This window comes from Undibacterium sp. Ji50W (assembly GCF_049340445.1).
In the GTDB taxonomy this organism is placed as follows: Bacteria; Pseudomonadota; Gammaproteobacteria; order Burkholderiales; family Burkholderiaceae_D; genus Undibacterium.
Window position 1 is genome coordinate 106,777 of sequence record NZ_JBMPOX010000017.1, and the last position, 25,096, is coordinate 131,872.

24 protein-coding genes and 1 tRNA gene are annotated in these 25,096 nt (G+C 50.9%); 7 read left to right on the forward strand and 18 right to left on the reverse strand.

The window, feature by feature from the left end; all coding sequences use genetic code 11:
* Nucleotides 1-28: 28 nt before the first annotated feature.
* Genes ACO0K9_RS20705 through gnd form a run of 6 tightly spaced genes read right to left on the reverse strand, consistent with a single transcriptional unit; the run spans nucleotide 29 to nucleotide 9,254 of the window.
* Nucleotides 29-2,413 (reverse strand): phosphoketolase family protein, encoded by a 2,385-nt coding sequence (locus ACO0K9_RS20705; protein ID WP_422987982.1) that lies wholly within the window; start codon nucleotides 2,411-2,413, stop codon nucleotides 29-31.
* Between the two features lie 3 nt (nucleotides 2,414-2,416).
* Entirely contained in the window at nucleotides 2,417-4,087 is a 1,671-nt protein-coding gene (pgm, locus tag ACO0K9_RS20710; protein ID WP_422987983.1) for a phosphoglucomutase (alpha-D-glucose-1,6-bisphosphate-dependent), read from the reverse strand.
* A 4-nt stretch (nucleotides 4,088-4,091) separates the two neighbouring features.
* Nucleotides 4,092-6,257 carry a transketolase gene (gene tkt, locus ACO0K9_RS20715; RefSeq protein ID WP_422987984.1) on the reverse strand — a complete coding sequence of 722 codons (2,166 nt, stop codon included), beginning with the start codon at nucleotides 6,255-6,257 and terminating at the stop codon, nucleotides 4,092-4,094.
* The gene (gene tal, locus ACO0K9_RS20720) at nucleotides 6,254-7,423 is read right to left on the reverse strand and encodes a transaldolase (RefSeq protein WP_422987985.1); all 1,170 of its coding nucleotides are present in this window, start codon (nucleotides 7,421-7,423) and stop codon (nucleotides 6,254-6,256) included. Before tal ends, tkt begins: the two co-directional genes overlap by 4 nt.
* On the reverse strand, nucleotides 7,405-8,202 hold the full coding sequence (locus ACO0K9_RS20725; RefSeq protein ID WP_422987986.1) for an HAD family hydrolase: 798 nt from the start codon (nucleotides 8,200-8,202) through the stop codon (nucleotides 7,405-7,407). The genes tal and ACO0K9_RS20725 overlap by 19 nt, the downstream gene beginning before the upstream one ends.
* Nucleotides 8,203-8,204: 2 nt before the next feature.
* Entirely contained in the window at nucleotides 8,205-9,254 is a 1,050-nt protein-coding gene (gene gnd / locus ACO0K9_RS20730) for a phosphogluconate dehydrogenase (NAD(+)-dependent, decarboxylating) (RefSeq protein WP_422987987.1), read from the reverse strand.
* A gap of 136 nt (nucleotides 9,255-9,390) precedes the next feature.
* Between gnd and ACO0K9_RS20735 the strand changes: the two genes are divergently transcribed.
* Entirely contained in the window at nucleotides 9,391-9,681 is a 291-nt protein-coding gene (locus ACO0K9_RS20735; RefSeq protein WP_422987988.1) for a hypothetical protein, read from the forward strand.
* A gap of 181 nt (nucleotides 9,682-9,862) precedes the next feature.
* Here the strand turns inward: ACO0K9_RS20735 and ACO0K9_RS20740 are convergent.
* From ACO0K9_RS20740 to ACO0K9_RS20760, 5 genes are all read right to left on the reverse strand, one after another.
* Nucleotides 9,863-9,952 (reverse strand) — tRNA-Ser (locus ACO0K9_RS20740).
* 97 nt (nucleotides 9,953-10,049) lie between these two features.
* Entirely contained in the window at nucleotides 10,050-10,514 is a 465-nt protein-coding gene (locus ACO0K9_RS20745; protein WP_422987989.1) for a rhodanese-like domain-containing protein, read from the reverse strand.
* Nucleotides 10,515-10,553: 39 nt separating this feature from the next.
* Complete coding sequence (locus ACO0K9_RS20750; RefSeq protein WP_422987990.1) at nucleotides 10,554-10,871, reverse strand: EAL domain-containing protein; 318 nt, start codon at nucleotides 10,869-10,871, stop codon at nucleotides 10,554-10,556.
* Nucleotides 10,872-10,888: 17 nt separating this feature from the next.
* Nucleotides 10,889-11,080 carry a hypothetical protein gene (locus ACO0K9_RS20755; RefSeq protein ID WP_422987991.1) on the reverse strand — a complete coding sequence of 64 codons (192 nt, stop codon included), beginning with the start codon at nucleotides 11,078-11,080 and terminating at the stop codon, nucleotides 10,889-10,891.
* Nucleotides 11,080-11,316 carry a hypothetical protein gene (locus ACO0K9_RS20760; protein WP_422987992.1) on the reverse strand — a complete coding sequence of 79 codons (237 nt, stop codon included), beginning with the start codon at nucleotides 11,314-11,316 and terminating at the stop codon, nucleotides 11,080-11,082. The genes ACO0K9_RS20755 and ACO0K9_RS20760 overlap by 1 nt, the downstream gene beginning before the upstream one ends.
* Before the next feature lie 341 nt (nucleotides 11,317-11,657).
* Between ACO0K9_RS20760 and ACO0K9_RS20765 the strand changes: the two genes are divergently transcribed.
* The 5 genes from ACO0K9_RS20765 (at nucleotide 11,658) to ntrC (ending at nucleotide 16,884) form a co-directional block, all read left to right on the forward strand.
* The gene (locus ACO0K9_RS20765) at nucleotides 11,658-11,906 is read left to right on the forward strand and encodes a hypothetical protein (protein ID WP_422987993.1); all 249 of its coding nucleotides are present in this window, start codon (nucleotides 11,658-11,660) and stop codon (nucleotides 11,904-11,906) included.
* A 189-nt stretch (nucleotides 11,907-12,095) separates the two neighbouring features.
* Complete coding sequence (gene glnA, locus ACO0K9_RS20770; RefSeq protein WP_422987994.1) at nucleotides 12,096-13,511, forward strand: type I glutamate--ammonia ligase; 1,416 nt, start codon at nucleotides 12,096-12,098, stop codon at nucleotides 13,509-13,511.
* Nucleotides 13,512-13,638: 127 nt separating this feature from the next.
* Nucleotides 13,639-14,124 (forward strand): DUF4124 domain-containing protein, encoded by a 486-nt coding sequence (locus ACO0K9_RS20775; protein ID WP_422987995.1) that lies wholly within the window; start codon nucleotides 13,639-13,641, stop codon nucleotides 14,122-14,124.
* A gap of 95 nt (nucleotides 14,125-14,219) precedes the next feature.
* A complete protein-coding gene (gene glnL, locus ACO0K9_RS20780) occupies nucleotides 14,220-15,293 on the forward strand; it encodes a nitrogen regulation protein NR(II) (protein ID WP_422987996.1) in 1,074 nt (357 codons plus the stop codon).
* A 79-nt stretch (nucleotides 15,294-15,372) separates the two neighbouring features.
* Entirely contained in the window at nucleotides 15,373-16,884 is a 1,512-nt protein-coding gene (ntrC, locus tag ACO0K9_RS20785; RefSeq protein ID WP_422987997.1) for a nitrogen regulation protein NR(I), read from the forward strand.
* Between the two features lie 111 nt (nucleotides 16,885-16,995).
* Here ntrC and ACO0K9_RS20790 read toward each other — a convergent pair whose 3' ends face one another.
* The 5 genes from ACO0K9_RS20790 to ACO0K9_RS20810 all read right to left on the reverse strand — a co-directional run bounded on the left by ACO0K9_RS20790 (nucleotide 16,996) and on the right by ACO0K9_RS20810 (nucleotide 20,490).
* The gene (locus ACO0K9_RS20790; protein ID WP_422987998.1) at nucleotides 16,996-17,520 is read right to left on the reverse strand and encodes a phosphatidylglycerophosphatase A; all 525 of its coding nucleotides are present in this window, start codon (nucleotides 17,518-17,520) and stop codon (nucleotides 16,996-16,998) included.
* A complete protein-coding gene (gene thiL, locus ACO0K9_RS20795; protein ID WP_422987999.1) occupies nucleotides 17,517-18,485 on the reverse strand; it encodes a thiamine-phosphate kinase in 969 nt (322 codons plus the stop codon). The genes ACO0K9_RS20790 and thiL overlap by 4 nt, the downstream gene beginning before the upstream one ends.
* A gap of 105 nt (nucleotides 18,486-18,590) precedes the next feature.
* On the reverse strand, nucleotides 18,591-19,787 hold the full coding sequence (locus tag ACO0K9_RS20800; RefSeq protein ID WP_422988000.1) for an FAD-dependent oxidoreductase: 1,197 nt from the start codon (nucleotides 19,785-19,787) through the stop codon (nucleotides 18,591-18,593).
* An 8-nt stretch (nucleotides 19,788-19,795) separates the two neighbouring features.
* Nucleotides 19,796-19,960, reverse strand: a complete 165-nt coding sequence (locus ACO0K9_RS20805) for a rubredoxin (protein ID WP_422988001.1) — start codon at nucleotides 19,958-19,960, stop codon at nucleotides 19,796-19,798.
* Nucleotides 19,961-20,010: 50 nt separating this feature from the next.
* Nucleotides 20,011-20,490 (reverse strand): rubrerythrin family protein, encoded by a 480-nt coding sequence (locus ACO0K9_RS20810; RefSeq protein ID WP_422988002.1) that lies wholly within the window; start codon nucleotides 20,488-20,490, stop codon nucleotides 20,011-20,013.
* Between the two features lie 270 nt (nucleotides 20,491-20,760).
* Between ACO0K9_RS20810 and ACO0K9_RS20815 the strand changes: the two genes are divergently transcribed.
* Complete coding sequence (locus tag ACO0K9_RS20815) at nucleotides 20,761-23,070, forward strand: NADP-dependent malic enzyme (protein ID WP_422988003.1); 2,310 nt, start codon at nucleotides 20,761-20,763, stop codon at nucleotides 23,068-23,070.
* 64 nt (nucleotides 23,071-23,134) lie between these two features.
* Here ACO0K9_RS20815 and ACO0K9_RS20820 read toward each other — a convergent pair whose 3' ends face one another.
* Both ACO0K9_RS20820 and alkB read right to left on the reverse strand, forming a co-directional pair.
* On the reverse strand, nucleotides 23,135-24,040 hold the full coding sequence (locus tag ACO0K9_RS20820) for a 5'-nucleotidase (RefSeq protein WP_422988004.1): 906 nt from the start codon (nucleotides 24,038-24,040) through the stop codon (nucleotides 23,135-23,137).
* A 60-nt stretch (nucleotides 24,041-24,100) separates the two neighbouring features.
* Complete coding sequence (gene alkB / locus ACO0K9_RS20825) at nucleotides 24,101-24,754, reverse strand: DNA oxidative demethylase AlkB (RefSeq protein WP_422988005.1); 654 nt, start codon at nucleotides 24,752-24,754, stop codon at nucleotides 24,101-24,103.
* Nucleotides 24,755-25,096: the final 342 nt, after the last annotated feature.

Sequence of the window (25,096 nt, forward strand, 5' to 3'; positions counted from 1 at the left end):
CGACTTTTCTAGTGGGAACCAGCGTTAATTAATTCATCCAGCGCCAGTCACGTACTTCAGGCAAATCTTCACCATGTTCGCATATAAAGCGTTTGTGGTGTTCCATCGTCGTCCAATACCGTGCCTGTGCATCTGCTATTTGGTCTCTAAAGCGCGGTATGTGCATAATCGCATCGAGTGCCAGTTGGTAGCGGTCAAGGTTATTGAGTACAACCATATCGAACGGCGTGGTGGTTGTTCCTTCTTCGCGATAACCACGAACATGAAAATTGCCATGGTTATGTCGACGGTAGGTCAATTTATGTACCAATGCCGGATAACTATGAAATGCAAAAATAACAGGCTTGTCTGTCGTGAACAGGGCGTCAAATTCATGCTCGTCCAGACCGTGGGGATGATCCGATTGTGGTTGCAGTACCATCAGATCAACAACATTGACTACCCGGATACGAATGCCCGGAATATAGTCACGTAACAGGCTCACCGCAGCCATGGTCTCCAAGGTTGGTACATCACCTGCGCAAGCCATCACGACGTCCGGATTGCCCATGTCGTTGCTGGCCCAATGCCATATACCGGCACCTGCGGTGCAATGACGCACAGCTGCTGCCATATCCAGCCATTGCCATTCTGGCTGTTTGCCAACAACAATGACATTCACATAGTTACGACTACGCAGGCAGTGGTCAGCAACCGATAGCAGGCAATTGGCATCCGGGGGCAGATAAATACGTACTACTTCCGATTTCTTGTTGGCGACATGATCAATGAAACCTGGGTCCTGATGCGAGAAACCATTATGGTCCTGGCGCCAGACATGCGAAGTCAGTAAATAATTGAGTGAGGCAATCGGCGTGCGCCATGGGATGTTATTGCAGACTTTGAGCCATTTCGCATGTTGATTCAACATCGAATCAATAATATGGATGAAGGCTTCGTAGCAAGAAAATAGTCCATGCCTGCCCGTCAATAGATATGCCTCCAGCCAGCCTTCACAAAGGTGCTCGCTTAAGACTTCCATGACCCGGCCATTGGCGCTGAGGTGAAGGTCAAGCTCATTGGTGTCTGCCATCCAGGCTTTGCCGGTGACTTTTAAGACTGCATCCAGGCGGTTTGATGCGGTTTCATCGGGGCCAAAGAGGCGGAAATTCTTTGTGTCAAGATTATTGAGCATCACCTCCCGCAAGAAGTCACCAAGTACCCGCGTTGCCTCAGCTTTAACCGAACCTGGCATAGGGACTGCGACGGCATAATTATGCATATCAGGCATTTTCAGGGCTTGCAATAATTCGCCACCGTTGGCGTGGGGGTTAGCACCCATACGGCGATGTCCGGTTGGTGCCAGGTCCGCCAACTCTTCCAGTAATTGTCCGTTTTCATCGAAAAGCGCATGGGCCTGATAGCTTTGCAGCCATGTTTCAAGTTGCGCCATATGTTGAGGGTTTTTGAAATCGGCAATCGGTACCTGGTGTGCCCGCCAGGTATTTTCGACCGCTAAGCCATCCACGAATTTGGGCCCAGTCCATCCCTTGGGGCTGGAGAATACGATCATAGGCCAGCGTGGACGTCGTAGCGCATCTTTGGCAATGGCATTGCGAGCGATGTGTTGGATATCTCTGATTTTCTGCAATACTGCGTCCAGCGTGGCAGCAAAAGCCTGATGCATCAGTGCGGGGTCATCACCTTCAACAAAGTAAGGTTCATGACCATAGCCTCTTAACAGATCATTCAACTCTTCACGGCTGATGCGGGCCAGCAATGTGGGGTTAGCAATCTTGTAGCCATTCAAGTGAAGAATTGGCAGTACCGCACCATCTTGAGCAGGATTTAAAAATTTGTTCGAATGCCAGCTTGTTGCCAGAGCGCCGGTTTCAGCTTCACCATCGCCGATGACGCAGGCAACGATCAGGTCAGGATTATCAAATGCTGCGCCATAAGCGTGTGCCAGGGAGTACCCTAATTCACCGCCTTCATGGATAGAGCCAGGAATGTCTGGCGATACATGACTGGGAATGCCGCCCGGCCATGAAAATTGGCGAAACAAACGTAATATGCCATTTTCGTTCCTTTCTATGGCTGGATAACGTTCTGTGTACGAACCTTCAAGATAGGTATGTGCCACTATGCCCGGCCCACCATGGCCAGGGCCGATCACATACATCATATTGAGGTCATTCTCTTTGATTAGCCTGTTTAAATGCACATAGATAAAATTCAAACCGGGAGTTGTACCCCAATGTCCCAATAGGCGCGGCTTAATGTGTTCCAGTTTCAATGGCTGTTTGAGAAGAGGGTTCGCCTGCAGATAAATTTGTCCTACTGACAGATAGTTCGCCGCCCGCCAATAGGCGTGCATTTTTTCAAGCAACTCAACAGAAAGCGGATGCAAAGCATAGGGATTAAATGCTGCCATGAACTATATCTCCTCTTCAGCAGATGCAATCGCAGTATCGACAATAGCCTGCGCTTCATGAAGAATTTGTTGAAGATGGGCTTCACCGATAAAGCTTTCGGCATATATTTTGTAGGTTTCCTCAGTGCCGGATGGCCGTGCAGCAAACCATGCATTGGCAGTCACGATCTTGATACCACCAATAGCAGCGTCATTGCCGGGTGCGTGACTGAGTATCTGTTCTATCTTGTCGCCCCCCAGATTGTTTACGCTGATTTGCTTCGCAGATAATGCCATCAGTTTTTGTTTTTGTGACCTTGTCGCAGGGGCATCTATCCTTTCAAAAAAGGGTTCCCCTAGGTCGCTCGTGAGATTGCGATACAAAACACCGGGATCACAGCCCATCTTTGCAGTCATTTCTGCAGCCAGCAGGGCGCTGGAAATGCCATCTTTATCTGTGGTCCACACAGAGCCATCCATGCGCAAAAAACTTGCGCCCGCACTTTCTTCTCCGCAAAAACCCAGCTCACTACCCTGTAAACCTTCAACGAACCATTTAAAGCCAACAGGCACTTCGTACAGGCGGCGGTTAAATTTTTTTGCCAGACTATCTATCATCTTTGTGCTGACGACTGTTTTACCTATTCCAACAGTGCTGGTCCAATGTGGTCTATGACTATAAAGATAGTCAATGGCGACCGATAGGTAATGGTTGGGTGGCATCAAGCCAACAGACTTGCTGACAATGCCATGCCTGTCGTGGTCGGTATCGCAGGCGAAAGCAATATCGAACTTGTCTTGCATGCCTATAAGACCTTGCATGGCATATTTTGAAGAGGGATCCATGCGGATCTTGCCGTCCCAATCGAGTGGCATAAAAGCAAAGCGGGGATCTATCACATCGTTGACCACCGTCAGATTTAACCGATAACGGTCAGCGATGGCGGCCCAGTAATGGACGCCTGCACCGCCAAGGGGATCCACACCGATTCGTATCTGTTCATCACGAATGACATGCATATTAATGACGCTGCCGATCTCATCCACGTAGAAATCCATGAAGTTGTAATGATGGGTCGTCTTGGCCTGCATTGCTTTGCTGCTGGTGATCCGTCGCACGCCAGCCAGATCTGTATCAAGATATTGATTCGCCGCGATTTCTATCCATTCAGTAATTTGCTGACTGGCAGGTCCACCGTTGGGCGGATTGTATTTAAATCCACCATCGCAAGGCGGATTGTGTGAGGGCGTAAGAACGATACCGTCTGCCAGCCCGGTATGACGGTCCCGGTGCTTGTTGTAACTTAATATGGCCAGCGAAATCGCGGGGGTAGGCGTGTATTCATCATTACTGGCAAGCATTACTTCCACACGATTGGCGGCCAGTACTTCCATTGCACTGGCGCACGCAGGTTCTGATAAAGCGTGGGTATCCATTCCCAGAAAAAGAGGGCCGTTGATGTCATTTAAGTTGCGAAAATCACAAATTGCCTGCGTGATTGCCAGTACGTGGGCTTCGTTAAATGAACTGTCGTATGCAGAGCCACGATGCCCCGATGTACCAAACTTAACTCTTTGTTCCAGAATTGACGGGTCCGGCTTTAAGGCGAAATAAGCCGTGATTAATTTCGCGACATTGATGAGTGAGGATACCGGCCCTGACTTGCCTGCCATTGGATGAATAGATACCGGCATGGCGTTACTCGACCACTGAGCGATGACGTAAAACCTGTGCTTTGGCAGCGGCGACGACATGCGCGACATCGAAACCAAAATGTGCTTCAACCACTTTCCCCGGAGCAGAAAGACCGAATGACTGCATGGAGATCATTGTGCCATGCTGACCCGTGTAACGTTCCCAGCCAAAAGCCGAAGCAGCCTCGACCGACACCCTGGCCAATACTGTTGGCGGCAGCACGCCGTCGCGATAGGCTGTACTTTGCCTTTCAAATAAATCCCATGATGGCATGCTGACGACACGGGCGGAAATACCTTCTGTCTTCAATTGCTCATACGCGGCAATGCACAGCGCCACTTCGCTACCTGTTGCCAGCAGCAGCACTTCGGGCTTCTCTGCAAGTGCACCGGCAAGTATATAGGCACCGTTTGCGACACCACTGGCGCTGGCGTATCGCGTTCTGTCAAAAGTTGGCAGCGCCTGTCGTGATAACACTATGCTGACAGGGCGATCACTGATGTGCATGGTGACACGCCAGGCTTCCACTACTTCATTGGCATCGGCAGGACGCAGCAGAACCATGCCCGGCATGGCACGAAACGAGGCCAGTTGCTCTACAGGTTGGTGGGTAGGCCCATCTTCACCCATGCTGATGGAATCGTGCGTCCATAAATAAATGACCGGCAGGCCCATCATTGCCGACAACCGGATTGCCGCACGAGAGTAGTCGGTAAATACAAAGAAACTGGCGGCAAACGGCCGTAACCGCGAGAGTGCCATGCCATTGGCAATAGCGCACATGGCGTGTTCACGTATGCCGAAATGGAAGTTTCGTCCTGCGTAGCTGGCGGATTCATTTCCCAGTTCCGCGCTGAAGTAGGCGTTGTCATTGGTAACGAAAGCCTCAAAATCACCCGCTGCGTCAAAATCTAAATGGGTCTTGGTTGACGGTGCCAGATCGGCTGCTCCGCCTAGCAGCCATGGCATCTGGGTAGCGATGGCATTCAATACTTTGCCTGATGCTTCACGGGTGGCAAGTCCTTTTTCGTCTGCCGGGAAATCTGGAAAAACGAGATCCCAGCCGTCCGGCAGTTGGCTGTGCTGCATGCAATCAATTTGGTTCGCAAGCTGCGGATATTGCTTGCGGTACTCGACGAACAGGCTATCCCACGATGCGCGAGCATTCCTTCCACGTTTACCAAAATGTGTGCTGAAATGGACTGGTACGCCATCCGGTACGACAAATTGAGTATCTGGGTCCATCTGGTAAAACTGCTTGGCGAGTCTTACCTCGTCAACACCAAGCGGTTCTCCATGTGCTTCCCGGCTGTCTTGCTTGTGTGGCGCACCATATCCAATATGGCTTTGCACCACGATGAGCGTTGGCCGGTCCTGGGTGTCAACAAAACGCTGTAAGGCATTTGCCTGTTGTTCCAGGTTATTTGCATCTGCGACGCTGATGACTTGCCAGCCATAGGCCCGAAAACGTGCCACGACATCTTCAGTAAAGGTGATGGCCGTCGCCCCTTCGATGCTGACGTGATTGCTATCGTAAATCCAGCAAAGATTGGCGAGTTCCAAATGGCCCGCCAGGGAGGCGGCTTCCGCACTGATACCTTCCATCATGTCGCCGTCACCACATAAGGCGTACACATTGTAGTCAAACACGGCATAGTCAGGCCTATTGTAGGTAGCAGCAAGCCAGCGCTGTGCAATAGCCATACCAACGCTGTTAGCCAGACCTTGGCCAAGTGGCCCTGTGGTAGCTTCTACCCCTGTCGTCCAGCCGTGTTCCGGATGGCCTGTGCAGCGGCTGCCAGCCTGCCGAAAACTTTGCAGATCTGCCATGCTGACGGCAAGATTGTCAGATGCATTATTCCCTTTTGTTTTTACTCCGCATAAATAAAGCATGCTGTAGAGCAAAGCTGACGCATGGCCGACCGATAATACAAAACGATCGCGATTGAGCCAATCAGCATCGTTAGTATCAAAATTCAGGTAACGCTGCCAGAGGCAATACGCTGTTGGTGCTGCGCCCATAGGCGTGCCGGGATGACCAGAATTCGCCTTTTGCACCATGTCGATGGAAAGTGTACGCAAGGTGTTGATGCAAAGCACATCAAGTACATCCAGCGCATCTGGCGTGGCGATAGCGCTATACTCCTTGAGAGGGTAGCGGGTATTCATGGTAAGTTTCTTGCTGTTTGCGGAACCGTGTGCATCGTATTTGAAGGTATGTCAGCCTGCTTACTCTTTTCATTGATGACGGACATCAATTCATTCCAGGATGTAGTGAATGCCATCACACCTTCGTCTTGCAGTCGTGCCGCGAGCGCTTCAATATCAACACCTTCACGCCTGAATTCTTCTACTACCGAATTGGCATAACCTCCATCAGCCGGCAATACGCCAACCACTTTGCCATGGTCTGCAAATGCAAGGAGTGTTTTCTCTGGTATGGTATTGATTGTATTGGCTGCCACTAACGCCTCGACATACATGGTATCTGAGGCCTTGGCATCTTTTGTTCCGGTGCTGGCCCACAGCAGGCGCTGTGGCCTTGCGCCGGCAGCCACTAGCCTTTGCCAGCGCTCAGACAAGAGCAACTCGCAATAGGCTTGATAGCATTGCACAGCAACGGCGATACCAAGGCGGTTATGAAACTCGGGTGATATTTCTTCTTTCACTGCGACATCCCAGCGGCTCACAAATACCGACGCCACAGACTGAATATGCAAATGCAAGCCTGCCAGCTGACGTCTTTCCATGCCACGTAAATAGGCATTGGCCGCAGCCAGATACTGTTCGCGCGAAAATAGCAAAGTGACGTTGACCGGTATGCCGTCGAAGATAGCTTGTTCAATCGCCAGAATACCTGCTGGCGTACCTGGGATTTTGATGTACAGGTTAGGCAGTGCCGCGTGATTGTGTAAATGCGTGGCGGCTCTGACCGTGTTGAGCATGTCATGTGCCAGAAGTGGCGACACTTCAAGCGAGACCCAGCCATCCACACCGTCGCTGGCATCAAATATAGGACGCAGTAATTGAGCGGCCTGTGTCAAATCCTCCAGCGCTAACGCAAAGAAGAGTTCCTGACCCGCCAATCCATCCTTGTAGAGCTGAAGAATACTTGCGTCATAGCTAGTCCCTGATCCTATGGAATGTTCAAAAATGCTAGGATTTGAGGTTAAGCCGGACACATTCAAATCAACGATGTAGCATTGCAGTGTTCCACTTGTGAGTAACTGGCGATGAATATTATCCAGCCATACACTTTGACCCAGATCACGCAATTGGCTGGTATGAGCATTCATATAGTTTCCATTTGGTAGTTTTAACTGCTGAACGGCCATGAGTTGACAGTGATCGGACTGTCAAAGCTGACGAATGCACTGTATTTATAGTCCATCAGATCGCCGAGGCAAGCTACACTGATGTCTGCTGGTGGATACATGGCCAGTGTGTCCGCATCCAAAGCGAAATGACCTTGTCGAACGAAGACAGTCGTCAGGCGGTTTTGCATCAATTTTTTCATTGCCGTAAGGACGCGCAATTTATCGTCTATCATCACATAATGCTGCCCAGGATATTGCTGGACAATGGAGGCCAGCATTTTTTCTTTGTGAATATAAACGAGAGCACGACCACCTACCGCGTCCCACAAGCCCGAGCGAAATATTTTTCGTGGTTGATAGGCTATGTCACCATCAGACACAATCACGGTACTGCCTATCGTTTCAAGCTGTGCAATCAGTTCCAGCGCATAAGGATACAAACGGTCTGCGAATAAATAATCCATCAGAAAACTGGATAGTCGTAGTAATGCCTGATTGTTTGTGCTGTGCGTATTGTCAGATGCATTGTCAGGCGCATTGTCTGACGAAAAGGCTGGATCAGATCGAAAACGCTGTAATGCGCCAAAATAGTCGGCATAGCCAGATTCAATTCGCAACTGCTCTACGATATCCCAATAGCGCGCAGCGTTGGCGGAGCCAAACTCTGTGTAAAGAAGTTGACCGAATTCATATAAAATTTGGTCGTTGTTGAGTAAGGTGTTGTCAACATCAATTAGAAACACCAGGCTTTTTCTGACGGGAATTTCTTTGAGACCGGGCTCTGTTTCAGGAGACATTATTATGACCCCTTCGTTGGAAGCGCATCAATTTTTTCCAGATGTCCACCAAATTCACTGCGCATTGCAGACAGCATCCGATTCGAGAAATCACCCCGTCCGCGCGAAGAAAAACGTTCAAACAATGCTGCGCTCAGAACGCCCATTGGAACCGCTTCTTCAATACCTGCAAGGATAGTCCAGCGACCTTCACCTGAGTCTGAAACATGGCCAGCATAAGCATCAAGATCTGGATCATGGAATAAAGCCGATGCCGTCAGATCAAGCAACCAGGAACTGATGACGCTACCGCGACGCCACACTTCCGTGATTTCAGGCAGGTCCATGTCGTACTGGTAAAACTCTGGATTCCGTAGTGGTGTGCTCTCAGCATCACTCTTTGGTTTGGATTCAAGCTTGCCGATGTTGGCGTTGCGCAAAATGTTTAAGCCTTCTGCGTAGGCTGCCATGATTCCATACTCGATGCCATTGTGTATCATCTTGACGAAGTGGCCCGCTCCATAGCTGCCGCAATGCAAGAAGCCTTGTTCGGCATCATTGACTTCATCAGCCTTAAGCAAGCGGGCTGGGCTGCGACTGGCTAGTGCGACCCCAGGCGCCAATGATAAAAATATCGGGCGCATGTGTTCAATTATGTTGACCTCGCCACCTATCATCAGACAATAACCGCGCTCCTGGCCAGCAATGCCACCGCTTGTTCCAACGTCCAGATAGTGTATTCCGCTCGCCTGCAATTCGACGCTGCGTCGTATATCGTCGCGATAATAAGAATTGCCACCGTCGATCACAATGTCACCCTTGGCAAGCAGGGGTAGCAAGTCAGCTAGAACGCCGTCGACCACTGCAGCGGGTACCATCAGCCAAATTGCCCGGGGAGGTGATAGAAGTCGCACCATATCTTGCAATGACGTCGCGGCGCTTGCCCCATCCTTCTTGGTTTGAGTCATCGCCAACTCCTGCGGGTCATGTACCACGCAGTCATGACCTTTGGCCAACAGGCGCCTGACCATGCCCGAACCCATCCTGCCTAAGCCTATCATGCCGATTTGCATTTATTATCCTGAATTGTTGGCGGATACCTAAGTGCTATAGACTAAGCCGATGCGTGCCGTCCATCTGTTCGTTTGCACACAGATAGCAAAGAGTTCAATGCACATGATGCCTGGATAAGATCCTATGCGGATTCCTATGCATATCCTATGGATATCCTATGATATATATGGCTTTTTTTCGGGCAGGCTATCGGTGCCTACGGAAGGATGGTTTATTTCCCGACTGCATGCTCACTTACTGCAGCAAGCTATGAGTACGGGCTGGCGAAAGCGCTTGAGTTTAGATGGACCTGTTTCCAGCGTTAAAGCACTATGCCGTCAACAAGAAGCGCAGGGTTTTTGGCAGGGGGAAGAGGGGGGAGGTATTCATAGCTTATTGACTGATTTTGTATCGCTGTATGATGCAGATGAAATTTGCGAGGGCTAAATGTTAAGCGAGCTCATTTTTGGCCGCATGCTCAAAAGCAGCGTTTTTTTGCAAAAGACCCACATCACAAAAGCTTATCAGACGGTATCTATTCGCAAGGACAGGTAGATGACACACCGATTGAGTTTGAAAAAGAAAAAGGCCCTTGATTATCAAGGGCCTTTTTAGCTTTTTATATTCTTGGCGGAGAAGGGGGGATTCGAACCCCCGGTAGGGATAAACCTACGCACGCTTTCCAGGCGTGTGACTTAAACCACTCATCCACCTCTCCTACTACATTCGCAGTCATTTGCCGTAACAGCGAAGTCCGCTATTCTAGCAAAATAAAATTCAACATGGAAGCTTTTTTCTTTTTTGTTGAAAAAGACTTAAGCACCCAGCCACGGCAGGCCAAGTTGGCACCAGCCGCCTATGGTTTTCCTGTGGCTGTCGCTGTCTTTGTCACCTTCAAAGCCTTGCAGGATGTCAAAGCAATTGGTGTAGCCATTTTCTGTTGCCAGTTTGGCTGCATGGCGCGAACGCACGCCAGAGCGGCAAAGGAAAAGAACGGCTGTGGTTTTGTCGGGTACTGCAGCTTGCAACTGGGTCAGGAAATCGGGGTTGGGTACGCCGCCAGGGTACAGGCTCCATTGCACGGCCTGGTGTTGTGATGGGCTGATGTTGACACGGCCTACCCAGTCACGTTCAGCATTGGTGCGTACATCCACCAGCAACACACTGCTATTGTTTCGCAATAATTCAAAAGCTTCTTGCGGCGTAACTGCGCCGGCATAATTCATGGCTTGTTCCTGGCCGCGCTGGCGCGCTGTCTGAAGGTGATCCGTGGTGGGCATATTGGTCTCCGTGCGTTGTTGCTGAATGAGTTTTAGTCTCTAGTCATTAGTGTATATTAAATCGGGACTCTGCTTACCATAGCCCAGTGGAATGATGAGCCCGGACTCTTCTGCCTGTGGACTAAACTCGGTTGGGGACACCAGGCCAGCTTGCGGATGCTGCCAGCGTATCAGCGCTTCCGCACCGATGATGTTGCCTGTTGCATTGACTTGTGGCTGGTAGTGCAGGACAAACTGGTGTTGGGCCAATCCAAGACGCAGATCCGCTTCCATGACGGCGCGGGCATTGACGATGTCGAGCATGTCAGGGTCAAAGAAGCGGAACAGGTTACCACCGCTGGCTTTGGCTTCATGCATGGCGACTTCGACTTGCTTCAGCAGTTCTTCTGCATTGTCACTGTGTTTTCCAAAAAGGGTAATACCGATACTGGCGCTGCTGTGATGCTGCTGCGGTATTCCAGATGTTCGAGGTCATACGGCTGATGCAGGTCAGAGAGAATTTTGGCGGCGATCATTTGTGCTTCTATCGCGACCTTGCGTATGTTGTTGCTGAGATCGTCCTGCATCAAGACAAAGTCGTCACCGCTGTGACGTGCCGGCGTATCACCTCAGTTCTTTTTTCTATGACTTTTTTCAGGCTGCGTTTCTGCGCGCGTGCTTCCAGCAGTAGCCGGACCAGATAAGCCAGCATGGCACTCAAGATGAGCTCTACTATATAGTTGAACAGCATGTCTTGCCTGACGGTGCCCGATGCATGTGCTAATTTTGCGGCAGGTATGCCATCACGACTCCAGTCGCGCATTTCCGGGATGAGCGAGAAGCTGGTGAATAGGGACAGTAGAAAAGTCGCTACGGTAAACAGCAGGGGCCTGGTAAAAAATGGGCGTAAATATGCATGATGATCAATGAATGTGGCGGATGACGCACTTGAGAATGCCGCGCAATTGCAATAGGCGAAAGCCTGTGGGCAGAAACTTCGATTGAACAGTCAGGCGAGCTGACAATAGCGATTCAATAAATGCGCGTCAATCTCATTGCTTGAATGTAGTCGAACGATTGATACTTGATTGATACCGATCAAATGACGAGCATCCGTATACTTTCTGTGGGACGAATTGAATAAGATTCAAACCCTTAACCAGCGTGGGTGACTTGGGCAAAGAATCATCCCAGGGGCTGCATTTGAAACATGCAATAATTGCAAATAAGCGAGTGCAATGGCGTTACAGCAAAGATGCTCCAAAAATGTGCATAAAACCGCATTTCAAATATAAATGCATTAAATTGGTGCGTTTAATGGAATTTGCACCAAATTGGGTCGCTTTGTTATTTGTTTGCTTGCAGCAAGACTTGGTTGTGCACAAAGAAAACGCCACAAAAACAAGCATTTAACAAATTTCAAATTTGAATATGCTTTGGCTGGTTGATGGCATGGATTCTGCTATCATCTCTCACTGAGTTTAGCCGCCAGTTGAATTCAAGAGTGGATGAGGTAGGACTGTTCACTCGTTCTTGGTTGCTGGCAGGTGCAGGGCTCAGCAATTTCCGAATTTATTTTTAGCTCTATTTGAGGAGTTTCACATGGCAATGACAGCCGCAGAAGTCTTGAAAATGGCGAAAGACAACGAAGTTAAGTTCGTTGATTTTCGCTTTGCTGATACCCGAGGCAAAGAACAGCACGTAACTGTTCCAGTTTCCCAGTTCGATATCGATAAATTCGAATCTGGCCACGCATTTGACGGCTCGTCCATCGCTGGCTGGAAAGGTATCGAAGCATCCGACATGTTGTTGATGCCCGATCCTAATACTGCCAATATCGATCCTTTCTTCGAAGAAACGACATTGTTCATGCAATGTGACGTCATCGAGCCATCCGATGGTAAAGGGTATGACCGCGATCCACGTTCCATCGCCAAACGCGCTGAAGCGTATCTGAAATCTTCCGGCATCGGTGACACCGCTTACTTCGGCCCAGAGCCAGAATTCTTCATTTTTGACAGCGTGCGCTGGAAAGTGGACATGTCCGGTGCCTTCGTCAAGATCGACTCTGAAGAAGCATCCTGGACCACAGGCGAAAAACTCGAAGGCGGCAATACTGGCCATCGTCCTACCGTTAAAGGTGGTTATTTCCCGGTTCCTCCAGTCGACAGCTTCCAGGACATGCGTTCTGAAATGTGTCTGATCCTGGAATCCCTGGGTATTCCGGTTGAAGTGCATCACCATGAAGTGGCTGGCGCCGGCCAAAACGAAATCGGCACCAAGTTCTCTACTCTGGTAGAACGCGCTGACTGGACACAAAACCTGAAATACGTAGTCTGGAACGTAGCACATACCTACGGTAAGACAGCGACTTTCATGCCTAAGCCTATCGTTGGCGACAACGGTTCTGGTATGCACGTACATCAATCCATCTGGAAAGATGGCAAAAACCTGTTTGCTGGCGACGGCTATGCCGGTTTGTCTGATTTCGCCCTGTACTACATCGGCGGCATTATCAAACATGCAAAAGCATTGAATGCGATCACTAATCCAGGTACCAACTCTTACAAGCGTCTGGTTCCAGGTTATGAAGCACCGGTTAAACTGGCGTACTCTGCCCGTAACCGTTCTGCTTCCATCCGTATTCCTTACGTTGCCAATCCAAAAGGCCGTCGTATCGAAACACGTTTCCCTGATCCACTGGCGAATCCATACCTGTGCTTCTCTGCATTGATGATGGCAGGTCTGGACGGCGTTCAAAACAAAATCCATCCTGGCGAAGCAGCAAGTAAAGATCTGTACCATTTGCCGCCAGAAGAAGATGCATTGATCCCGACAGTCTGCGCTTCGCTGGAAGAAGCACTGAATGCATTGAACAAAGATCGTGAATTCCTGACACGCGGTGGTGTGTTCAGCGACAGCATGATTGATGCGTACATCGACTTGAAAATGCAGGAAGTACAACGCTACCGCATGACGACTCATCCAGTCGAATTCGACATGTACTACTCTCTGTAATCAGGGTAAAAACCAAAAAAAGCGGGGGCAACCCCGCTTTTTTTGTTACAAATGCTGATTTCTTCGTAATTGTGTTGCAGCGCTGCATCGCATACACTACAAGTCCGTGATTGATTATTGCTTTAATATGAATCGACTATTGTCAGCTTTCATCCTCCTGATTGGTGTGCAGGCCTATGCCCATGCACAGGGCGACGTGTATTTATGCGTCGACGAGAATGGTAAAAAGGAATACAAGAACACGGGTACAGTTAAAGGTTGTAAGAAAGTGGAATTGCAGGGCATTACGGTGATACCCGCCCCGGTGCCAACCGCTGGTAAAAAGCCACAAGGTAAGCCTGCCAGCAGCCCCACCGACTTTCCCAAGGTAGATGAGGGAACACAAAAAGCCAGGGATTCAGACCGCAAGCAGATTTTGCAGGACGAATTGAAGGCGGAAGAGCAGAAGCTCGCGAATTTGAAAAAAGAGTTCAATAATGGTGAGCCTGAAAGGCGAGGCGATGAAAAAAATTACGCCAAATACCAGGAACGCACCAATATGATGAAAGAAGACATCGCCCGCACCGAAAAGAACATAGAAGCGCTTAAACGAGAGATAGGCAATTCGAAATAAGCCGCCCATGCCGGGAAATGGTGCCGCCAGGTGCCAATCCGGGCATGATGCTTGCGTAAAGGTCGCTCTGTGCGGCCTTTTTTATTGGATATCGCTTGAAAACTCCACTTACCTCATTTGCCGGACTGGATTTGCTGACCTCAGCCGTGATCGTGCTGGATGCTGAGGGCAGTATTTTGTTTGCCAACGCGTCTGCTGAAAATCTGCTGGATAGCTCATTCAAATCACTTACGCATTTAAAGCTGACAGACCTGTTCCTGAATGGCGAAGAGCTGATTGAGGTGTTTCATCAGGCGGTGGCACACCAGTTTGCCGACAAACGCCAGGACCTGACACTGGAGCGCGCCGGGCGTGAGGCGCTGCATGTGCATAGCATTGTGACGGCGCTGGATAATCCTGATACGCCGGTATTGATAGAGCTACGCGAAAATGTACAGCAACTCAAGCTCGACAGAGAAGAGCGCATGCTCGATCAGAGCAAGGCCAACAAGGAATTGATACGTAACCTGGCCCATGAAATCAAAAACCCCCTGGGTGGAATACGTGGCGCAGCACAACTGCTGGAGCTGGAATTGCCCGAACGCCACCTGCGTGAATTGCGCGAATATACCCAGGTCATCATCAAGGAAGCCGACCGGCTGCAGACGCTGGTGGACCGCTTGCTGGCCCCGCACCGGTTGCCGCATATTGTTGGCGACGTGAATATCCATGAAGTCTGTGAGCGCGTGCGTAGCCTGATTGTGGCTGAATTTCCACAAGGACTGACCATCAGGCGCGACTATGATTTATCGATACCTGAATTTCGTGGCGACAAAGAACAGTTGATCCAGACAGTATTGAACATTGCCCACAATGCTGCCCAGGCCTTGCATGAAAGAATCAAACGGGGCGACGCGGTGCTGACTTTCAAGTCGCGCGTGGTGCGCCAGATCACGCTGGCGAAGGTTCGCTACAGGCTGGCATTAGATTTGCATATCATTGATAACGGTCCGGGAATTCCGCCTGAGATACGCAACCGGATTTTCTACCCACTGGTCTCGGGTAAGGAAGGCGGTAGCGGTCTGGGATTGACGCTGGCGCAAACTTTCGTTGAACAGCACTTGGGTGTCATCGAATGTGAAAGCAGGCCAGAGTACACGGATTTCAGGATACTCATTCCCTTACCTTGAAGTGAGGTAAAGGAAAAAGTGGTTGCACCAAAAGTGCTCCTTCTATTGAAATGCTTAACACAGAATGCAGAACGATAATATGAAACCAATCTGGATAGTGGATGACGATGATTCAATTCGCTGGGTGCTGGAAAAGGCATTGGCGAGGGAAAATCTGGCAACGCGCAGCTTCACCAATGCAAGAGATGCGATGAACGCTTTGCAAAGCGATACACCGCAAGTGCTGGTCTCTGACATACGCATGCATGGTGCTTCCGGCTTGGAACTCTTGCAAACCGTGAAGGCTAAATATCCGGGTTTGCCGGTGATTATCATGACGGCGTTTTCGGATCTGGAATCTGCCGTTGCAGCCTTTCAGGGCGGTGCATTTGAATACCTGGCCAAGCCTTTTGATCTGGACAAGGCAGTCGAACTGATACGTCGTGCGCTGGATGAAAGTCTGCGTGAATCCAGTGTTGAGCAAAGTATGTCCGAAACCCCGGAAATCCTCGGGCAGGCACCTGCCATGCAGGATGTGTTTCGCGCCATAGGTCGTTTGTCACAATCGAATGTGACGGTGCTGATTACCGGTGAATCCGGTAGTGGTAAAGAGTTGGTGGCACGTGCGTTGCATAAGCATAGTCCGCGCGCATCCCAGCCTTTCATTGCATTGAATACTGCAGCTATCCCCAAGGATTTGCTCGAATCAGAATTATTCGGCCATGAACGCGGCGCTTTTACTGGTGCGCAAACGACACGACGCGGGCGCTTTGAACAAGCCGAAGGCGGCACCCTGTTCCTGGATGAAATCGGTGATATGCCGTTTGATTTGCAAACACGCTTGCTGCGCGTTTTGTCGGACGGCCATTTTTACCGCGTAGGTGGACATCAGCCGATGAAGGCGAATGTGCGCGTGATTGCGGCGACCCACCAGAATCTGGAAATCCGTGTCAAAGATGGCTTGTTTCGCGAAGACTTGTATCATCGCCTGAACGTCATCCGCCTGCGTTTGCCCAGCTTGCGCGAACGCCGTGAAGATATTCCGCTGCTGACCAAATATTTCCTGAACCAAAGTGCCAAGCAACTGGGGGTAGATGTAAAACGCATGTCCGAACCGGCATTGCAATTTTTATCCAGCCTGGATTTTCCGGGCAACGTCAGGCAACTGGAAAACCTGTGCAACTGGATTACGGTCATGGCACCGGGGCAAACAGTAGAAATTCCTGATTTGCCACAAGATTTGGTTCCAATCACAGCACCTGTGAGCCCGCTAGTTGGTATGAATGGCAGCGACTCGCACGCACGCCCTGCCGAATATATGGCAGCTGCGCCTGCACAGGCCGGTACCAGTGCCTTTATGGAAAAGCCGGTGTATCGCAGTGGTGAAAGCTGGATATCCTTGCTGGAAGCCGAAGCTGCAGCCATGCTGGCAGAAGGGCAGTCTGAAGTCATTGACAAGCTGGGTCGCAGCTTTGAATCTGTCGTCATCAAGGCCGCCTTGCGACATACCCACGGTCGCAAGAATGATGCCGCCATTCGTTTGGGAATAGGCCGCAATACGATTACACGAAAAATCCAGGAACTGGGCATTGATGGTGTAAAGGACGAATAAAATCGCAATCGTTTGCCTGGTGTGATGCTTAAAAATAAGAAAGGGACATGCTTGCATGTCCCTTTCTTATTTCCGTGGATTGCTTGGAAAATTTTTATGCGGAAAACTTATTCAGAGTGCGCGCCACAAGGCGAAACTCAGCAGGCAAAAGAAGGCCGCCACAATGTCATCCCACATTACGCCAAAGCCACCCTTGAAGCGGCGGTCAAAATAACCGATAGGAGGGGGCTTTGCCATATCAAAAAAGCGAAAAATAATAAAAGCCCACAATTGGGTTTGCCAACTGGCAGGCGTGATGAACAGTAGCACCAGCCACATGGCAATGATTTCATCCCAGACCATGCTGCCATGATCGGCGACCCCCATGTTTTTGCCGGTAACCTGGCAAGCCCAGATACCGACGATAAATCCCAGCAGGATGATGATGGCCCAGTTGGTCGTGGTAAAAATTTCAGGCCAGCGTGTGGAAAAAATATGGAAACTCAGCCATCCGAACAAGGTACCGGATGTGCCCGGCATGATCGGTGACAGGCCACTGCCAAAGCCCTGCGCCAGAATGTGGGCAGGGTGACGCAGCATGAAACGCCAGGTGGGGTGGGTGACGATGGCTGTCTGGCCTGATTCTAGGGTAGTCATGGATTGACGAAGTGATCAAAGGATTGATAGGGCAGATGCAGGCGGTTACCTTCAGCATCCAGCAGACGCAAACCAGCGGCGCTTTCTATCTGGCCTATGCGGGTGACGGCTGTGCCGGATTGTGCAGCAGCAGCCAGCACTTGCTGCCTGTTGCCTGCCGGTGCAGTAAAGCATAGTTCATAATCATCACCGCCATTCAGGGTAAATTGCCTGCGCAAGTCTTGTGGCTGCGTTTGCAATACCGGTCCTGCGGGTAACTGGTCTATCAATAGAGTGGCACCGACGCCGGACTTTTCCAAGATATGGCCAAGATCGCCGGCCAGGCCGTCTGAAATATCCAGTGCTGCATGGGCGATATCGCGCAGCGCCATGCCCAGCGCAATACGCGGGCTGGGTGTATGCATGCGCAATGCGGCCTGTTGATGTGCGTGTGGCTGCAGCGATACCTCATTCCAGTATGCCGCCAGGGCCAGACGGGCATCACCCAAGGTACCAGACACCCAGATGTCGTCACCGCTGCGGGCGGCATCACGACGCAGCGCGGTACCGGGTGGTAGTTCGCCAAAAATCGTGATACAGATATTCAGCGGACCCTTGGTGGTATCGCCACCGATGAGATGGCATTGATATTCATCCGCCAAGGCTAGCAGGCCCACTGAAAATTCAGCCAGCCAGGCCGGATTGGCTTCCGGCAGCGACAGGGCAAGGGTGAATGCGATGGGTTTTGCCCCCATCGCAGCCAGATCAGACAAATTCACCGCCAGGCATTTGTGGCCCAGCATGCGTGGGTCAGCATCAGGAAAAAAATGACGGCCAGAAACCAGCATGTCACTGGAAATGGCCATTTGCATGCCTGGACTGGGATTGAGCAAGGCGCAATCATCCCCTATGCCCAGGGCGATGCGGCTGTCTTGAATACGGTGTTGCGCAAAATAGCGCTTGATGAGGTCAAATTCGGAAAGCATCTGTGCATTGTACCGAAGGAAGCCCAGGATACAACGTGGACTGGCTTAATTCGGTACAAATGCTTACCCACACAGGCGTTGGCAGGTGTTTGTCAATCAGCACAATCAGGCCAAGGATGTCATGGCTGTCGCCTGTGCTGCTGTCAACTCACTGATCAGTGTCGTCCTCGATTTGGCACTGTGTGGTGCAACGGCAAAGCCGCGCATTACCTTGTCACTATCAAAGAAACGACTGGTCGTGACACCGGCAGTGTGTTCGGATTCCCATGTGCCTGATGGGCTGATGTGGGCGGCAGGCGCGATCAGGGCAACCGGGTAGCACGGTGTTTTGACCAATACCGCAGCCAGTTTCATGTCTATCCGTGTGGGTTGACCTGTCAGGCTTAATGCAATGGATCTGGCGGCTGCCATCAGCGGTGCTACATAGGGCATGGTGCTTTGACTGCCATCGGCCAGAGTGTACTGCGCACAATCGCCCAGTGCATAGACATTGCTGGCACTGGTTTGGCCATATTCATCCACAATGATCCCGCGTCCGGTATGTAATTGCGCTGCCTGTGCCAAGCGGGTGTCGGCCCGCAGGCCGACTGCGGACAAAACCACGTCCGTGGCAAAACTGTGGCCATTGGACAGGGTGACGTGCAGGGCCTGGTCGTGCCGGTCAATCTGGCGGGCGGTGGTGCCAAGTTCCAGTTGCACACCTTTTTCCATCAGGGCAGTTTGCAAGCCTTGTGAAATGGCGACCGGTGCCAGTGCTGCCAGTGGCAGGGCATTCGGGTCTACCAGGGTGACGGTATGGCCTGCACTGGCCAGGTCGTCACTGAATTCACAACCTATCAATCCTGCCCCCAGTATGGTGACGTTTACCTTGTCACCGGCTTGTGCCAGTCGCTCGCGAAACACCGTATAGTCAGCCAGGTTGTTGACTGACAAGACCTGGTCGGCAGCATTGCCAGCGATGGGCAGGCGTATGGCTTGCGCACCCAGTGCCAGTATCAGTTGCGCATAGTCGAATTCGCCTATAGCGGTCTGCACGGTTTGCGCATCGGTGTTGATGCCGCTGACCATGGTCCGGGTCAGGACATGGGCATTTAATTGGGCCGCCATTTGTTCAACGGTCTGGCTTTGCAACCGTGGTGGCTGCTTGCCCAATGCAAAGGCATTCGACAGCATGGGCTTGGAATAAAAACCACCATCATCGCCAGTGATGATCAGCAATGGCGTGGTTTTGTCGAGCTTGCGGAATTCCCTGGCGAGGGTGTAACCCGCCAGGCCGGAACCGATGATGGTGATGGGCTTCATGGCAAACCTCAGATTTCTATCATGTCAAAATCAGCTTTGGCGACGCCGCAATCCGGACATTCCCAATCTGCCGGGATATCGTCCCAGCGTGTGCCTGCGGCGATACCTTCTTCTGGCAAGCCTATGGATTCATCATAGATAAAACCGCATACGATGCATTGGTAAGTTTTCATGGTGTCCTCTGTATTCTTTGATTAACTTTTGATTGAAATTTTTCCCGGACTCAAGCCTGATTGGCTTCCAGCACAGCGCGATAATGATTGGCGTGACGCTCTTCCACCTTCGCCAGCGCAGCGAAACGTTTTGCCGCGATTGCTAAAGTCCGCTTAAAGTTTTCAGCGTGTTCCTTAGATTCTGCGATTTGCTCATCGTATTCAGCGACAGCAGCGTGATTGCCTTCTTCCACAGCGAGATGGCGAAATGTCGGATACATTTCAGTGTATTCATAGGTTTCACCTTCAATGGCAATTTCCAGTGCACGTTGTGGTGTCAACTGGCTTTTGGGATACAGCAAATCCAGATGACCAAAGGCATGCATGACTTCCTGGTCGGCGGTGGCTTCGAATGCTTCAGCAATTTCGATGGCACCTGCTTCACGTGCCAGTTTGGCAAAGTAGCGGTATTTAATGTGGGCCATGGATTCGCCAGCAAAGGCAGATTCAAGGTTTTTGATGGTGACGGATGGGGTTGCCTGGGTGCTCATAATGCTCTCCTGGTGATTTACTGAAATTTGCATGCGTTTGCTATCAGCGTGAGACAGATAATAGATTTTAATAATTGATTTTAAAAGACAATTGATTTAATTGATTCAATAGTTAATAGCTATATGACTTTGCCTAGCAAGATAAATCGCATTTGGTTATGCGCCAAAAGCATATGAGTCGTACAAATACGTATAAAGTTAGAGTGTTCCCTCTGCTAGAATCACGGGCAGTAAGATTTCCGTAAGCAAAAATAGAAAGAGGCCAAGCACATGGATTCGTCAGATCAAAAAGAGCAAATACGTCAACAATTGCGTCAGGCAGCGCTGGAATATCACGAATTCCCGACGCCTGGCAAAATAAGTGTCACTGCAACCAAGCAATTGACGAATCAACGTGATCTGGCTTTGGCGTATTCCCCCGGTGTCGCTGCTCCATGTGAAGAAATCGTGGCTGACCCGACTGCAGCATTCAAATACACGGCCCGTGGCAACCTGGTTGGTGTAATCACCAATGGTACGGCGGTGCTTGGTCTGGGCAACATCGGTCCGCTGGCATCCAAGCCGGTGATGGAAGGTAAGGGCGTCTTGTTCAAGAAATTTGCCGGTATTGATGTATTTGACATCGAAATCAGCGAAAATGATCCGGACAAGCTGGTCGATATCATTGCCTCTCTGGAGCCGACATTTGGCGGTATCAATCTGGAAGACATCAAGGCACCAGAATGCTTTTATATCGAACGCAAACTGCGTGAACGCATGAAGATACCGGTCTTCCATGATGACCAGCACGGTACGGCGATCATCGTAGGCGCGGCGATCATGAATGGTTTGAAAGTGGTTGGCAAAACCATCAAGAATACCAAGCTGGTTGTCTCTGGTGCGGGTGCTGCGGCATTGGCCTGCCTGGATTTGATCGTGGACCTTGGCTTCCCGCTGGAAAATATATTCGTTACCGATCTGGCTGGCGTGGTTTATAAAGGCCGTGTCGAGTTGATGGACCCGGACAAAGAGCGTTTTGCACAAGAAACGACTGCCCGCAGTCTGCGTGACGTGATGCCTGATGCAGATATTTTCCTGGGCTTGTCGGCCGCCGGCGTGCTGAAGCAGGATATGGTCAAGCTGATGGCACCGAATCCCCTGATCCTGGCGCTGGCTAATCCCACACCCGAAATCTTGCCGGAAGAAGTCAAGGCTGTGCGTGACGATGCCATCATGGCGACCGGGCGTTCTGACTTCCCTAATCAGGTCAATAATGTTCTGTGCTTCCCCTACATTTTCCGTGGTGCCCTCGATTGCGGCGCAACCACCATCACGCGTGAAATGGAAATCGCGGTCGTGCACGCGATTGCAGAACTGGCCCAGGCTGAGCAGTCAGACATTGTCGCCTCTGCGTATGGCATCAACAATTTGTCCTTTGGCCCTGAATACCTGATTCCGAAACCTTTTGATCCTCGTCTGATGATCAAGATTGCCCCGGCTGTAGCGCGTGCGGCAGAAGAATGCGGTGTGGCGGCGCGCCCGATCAAGGACATGCAGGCTTATGTAGAGAAGCTGCAGCAATTCGTTTATCACAGCGGTACCTTCATGAAACCGCTGTTCCAGATCGCCAAAAAAGCCCCGGCAGAACGCAAGCGCATCGTTTTTGCTGAAGGCGAAGAAGAAAAGGTCTTGCGTGCCGTGCAGGTCATCGCGGATGAAAAACTGGCGACGCCTATCCTGGTGGGCCGCCCGCACATCCTCGATCAGCGCATAGAAAAATTCGGCTTGCGCCTCAAGGCTGGCGAAGATTTCCTGGTCATTAACCCTGAACACGATGATCGCTATCGCGATTACTGGCAGACTTATCACCAGATGACCGCACGCAAGGGCGTGACCGAGCAATATGCGAAGCTGGAAATGCGCCGCCGTCATTCACTGATCGGTGCCATGATGATCCATAAAGGCGATGCCGATGGCATGATTTGCGGCACCTTTGGTACGACCGGCCTGCATCTGAATTACATCAACCAGGTATTGGGCAAACGTGATGGCGTAAATGTCTATGCCGCCATGAATGGCCTGGTCTTGCCGGATCGTCAGATAGTGCTGGTTGACACCCACGTGAATGAAAACCCGACAGCAGAACAAATCGCCGAGATCACCATTCTGGCAGCGGAAGAAATGCGCCGCTTTGGCTTGCTGCCTAAGGCAGCCTTGTTGTCACATTCGAATTTTGGTTCCAGTAATAGCGAGTCCGCTCAGAAAATGCGGGCAGCACTGGCAATTATCCAGCGCGACGCACCTGATCTGGAAGTCGATGGTGAAATGCATGGCGATACCGCACTCGACGCCAGCTACCGCAAGAAAATGATGCCAAATTCGGCTTTGAAGAGCGATGCCAATCTGCTGGTCATGCCGAATATTGATGCCGCAAATATCGCCTATAACCTGCTGAAAACCACTGCGGGCAATAATGTCGCGATTGGCCCTATCTTGCTGGGCTGTGCCAAACCGGTACATATCCTGACGCCATCTGCTACGGTCCGTCGCATCGTCAATATGACAGCCTTGTGTGTGGTAGATGCAGTGGCACAGCGTTAATCTGTCTTTGCTGTGAAAAAGCCAGTCTGACATGTCAGACTGGCTTTTGTGTTTTCGAAGCAGTCTATTTTTCTTGCTTGACAGGTACCCGACCAGTAGGCACCACATTCGACGCATGCAGGCAATGACCATGCTGGTCATCAAAAAACATATGCGGCTTGAAGGCCGCCAGCACGGCAGATTTATTCACGCCACCCATGAAGAAGGTTTCATCAATCGCGATATTCCAGGCACGTAGCGTGCGTATCACGCGCTCATGGGCGGGGGAGGCGCGGGCAGTCACCAGCGCTGTGCGCAACGGGAAAGCACGGCCATCTGGTGTTTTGAAATTATTCTGCAAATACGAAAGCGCCACCAGCAGCCTTGCAAATGGGCCTTGCGGCAAAGGCTTTCGGGCATTTTCCCGCTCATGCTCTTCAAAGGCTTCCACGCCCAACTCTTGATAAATGCGTTCAGATTCATCTGAAAAAATCACCGCATCACCATCAAACGCAATGCGAATCTGTTCCGGGTCCGCGGCGTTGTCCGGCAAGCGATATAGCATCGCCGATGCCACACCAGAATTGATGGCAGCCTGCACATCATCCTCATGCAGGGACAAAAACAAACTGACATTGAACGCCAGTAGATACGGCGCCAAAGGGGCACCGCCAGACAAAGCTGCACGTGTAATGTCCAGCCCGTAGTGGGCAATGGAATTGAATATGCGCAAGGAAGTCTCGGACGAGTTGCGCGACATGATGACGACTTCCACCAGTCTGTGTCCCGGTGTCAGTGCATTCAGCTTCAGCAAGGCTTTCACCAGGCCAAAGCCGGCACCCGGTTTCAGTATGCTGTTTTCTTCTTGCAGTTGATGTTGGCGATACGCATCCAGGCCCTGTTCCTGAAACAGCGTCTCTTCTGCTTCCAGGTCAAATAAGGCGCGGGAGGAAATTCCTATGACGAGGAGATTGTCTAGCGAAACTGGCATGGTTGATTTGTCTGTCTTGTTCTGAAGTGGTGGATAGCCTGTCTGTATTTCAACGCCGCGCTACATTGCCTGGCGAAATGTCAGATTGATTCTTTGTGTGCCTAATAAGGGGTGCGCTGCATCTTTGATCGGGGCAACGCCATGGTAACGCAAGCGCGCCGGGCCACCCCAGACGACGACATCTCCATGTGCCAGATGATAACGCTGGACAGGATCGGCGCGCTGCATGCCACCAAAAAGAAAAGTCGCCTGTATACCTAATGAGAAAGATACGATGGGTGCAGCAAAATTCTTTTCATCCTTATCCTGGTGCAGGCTAAGACGCGATCCAGTCTGATATTGATTGATCAGACAGCTATCTGGTTGGAAGCCGGGGTAGCCGGCTTCCAGCGCAGCCTGTATGGCAAGTGCAGAAAGACGCTCCGGCATGGCTGGCCAGTGCTCGTTATTTTCCGGATCGTAAGGGCTGTAGCGATAACCGTCCTTGTCCGACACCCAGCCCACAGCACCACAACAAGTCATTGCGACAGACATGCGATGACCGTTCGGTGTGCGCATCTGACGGAAGGGATGGCTACTTAATACCTGCTGTATATCTTCCATTATTTCAGTATCGTGTCGTACTGAAAAATGTCTGAGGATAACAGCGCCATCGCAGATGGGTTCGACCCACGGCTGCATCTCGCTGACATCATCAAATAGTGAATAGTTCATGTACTGTTTTTCATTCTTTGCTGCTTGCGTGCTTATCATATAGGTGCACGCTTCAATCTTTGAAAGATTAGCATGTAAAGTATGGCGAGAGCGCCAACAAATGTACAAAGCATAGCAGGGTGCGTTGCGCCCCTTCGCTTAACCGCGTGCAAGCTAAGAAGAATAGTAGGGTGCGCCGCGCGCACCGCCGGTCCTATGTATATAAGGCGCGGCCAAACCAAAGTCCGGTGCGCGCAGCGCACCCTACAAAACCACCCCAACGCCGCCCAACCAAAGAACCATCCAAATAATTTCCCCAAGGTACTTGCAAAGAAGGGAGAAGGTTTGCTATAGTTCGGCTCC

Coding starts and splice junctions, on each gene's coding strand:
- ACO0K9_RS20705 (WP_422987982.1), bottom strand. CDS start 2,413: ATGGCAGCATTTAATCCCTATGCTTTGCATCCGCTTTCTGTTGAGTTG.
- pgm (WP_422987983.1), bottom strand. CDS start 4,087: ATGCCGGTATCTATTCATCCAATGGCAGGCAAGTCAGGGCCGGTATCC.
- tkt (WP_422987984.1), bottom strand. CDS start 6,257: ATGAATACCCGCTACCCTCTCAAGGAGTATAGCGCTATCGCCACGCCA.
- tal (WP_422987985.1), bottom strand. CDS start 7,423: ATGGCCGTTCAGCAGTTAAAACTACCAAATGGAAACTATATGAATGCT.
- ACO0K9_RS20725 (WP_422987986.1), bottom strand. CDS start 8,202: ATGTCTCCTGAAACAGAGCCCGGTCTCAAAGAAATTCCCGTCAGAAAA.
- gnd (WP_422987987.1), bottom strand. CDS start 9,254: ATGCAAATCGGCATGATAGGCTTAGGCAGGATGGGTTCGGGCATGGTC.
- ACO0K9_RS20735 (WP_422987988.1), top strand. CDS start 9,391: ATGCATATCCTATGGATATCCTATGATATATATGGCTTTTTTTCGGGC.
- ACO0K9_RS20745 (WP_422987989.1), bottom strand. CDS start 10,514: ATGCCCACCACGGATCACCTTCAGACAGCGCGCCAGCGCGGCCAGGAA.
- ACO0K9_RS20750 (WP_422987990.1), bottom strand. CDS start 10,871: ATGCATGAAGCCAAAGCCAGCGGTGGTAACCTGTTCCGCTTCTTTGAC.
- ACO0K9_RS20755 (WP_422987991.1), bottom strand. CDS start 11,080: ATGCAGGACGATCTCAGCAACAACATACGCAAGGTCGCGATAGAAGCA.
- ACO0K9_RS20760 (WP_422987992.1), bottom strand. CDS start 11,316: ATGCGCGACTGGAGTCGTGATGGCATACCTGCCGCAAAATTAGCACAT.
- glnA (WP_422987994.1), top strand. CDS start 12,096: ATGGCAATGACAGCCGCAGAAGTCTTGAAAATGGCGAAAGACAACGAA.
- ACO0K9_RS20775 (WP_422987995.1), top strand. CDS start 13,639: ATGAATCGACTATTGTCAGCTTTCATCCTCCTGATTGGTGTGCAGGCC.
- ntrC (WP_422987997.1), top strand. CDS start 15,373: ATGAAACCAATCTGGATAGTGGATGACGATGATTCAATTCGCTGGGTG.
- ACO0K9_RS20790 (WP_422987998.1), bottom strand. CDS start 17,520: ATGACTACCCTAGAATCAGGCCAGACAGCCATCGTCACCCACCCCACC.
- thiL (WP_422987999.1), bottom strand. CDS start 18,485: ATGCTTTCCGAATTTGACCTCATCAAGCGCTATTTTGCGCAACACCGT.
- ACO0K9_RS20800 (WP_422988000.1), bottom strand. CDS start 19,787: ATGAAGCCCATCACCATCATCGGTTCCGGCCTGGCGGGTTACACCCTC.
- ACO0K9_RS20805 (WP_422988001.1), bottom strand. CDS start 19,960: ATGAAAACTTACCAATGCATCGTATGCGGTTTTATCTATGATGAATCC.
- ACO0K9_RS20810 (WP_422988002.1), bottom strand. CDS start 20,490: ATGAGCACCCAGGCAACCCCATCCGTCACCATCAAAAACCTTGAATCT.
- ACO0K9_RS20815 (WP_422988003.1), top strand. CDS start 20,761: ATGGATTCGTCAGATCAAAAAGAGCAAATACGTCAACAATTGCGTCAG.
- ACO0K9_RS20820 (WP_422988004.1), bottom strand. CDS start 24,040: ATGCCAGTTTCGCTAGACAATCTCCTCGTCATAGGAATTTCCTCCCGC.
- alkB (WP_422988005.1), bottom strand. CDS start 24,754: ATGAACTATTCACTATTTGATGATGTCAGCGAGATGCAGCCGTGGGTC.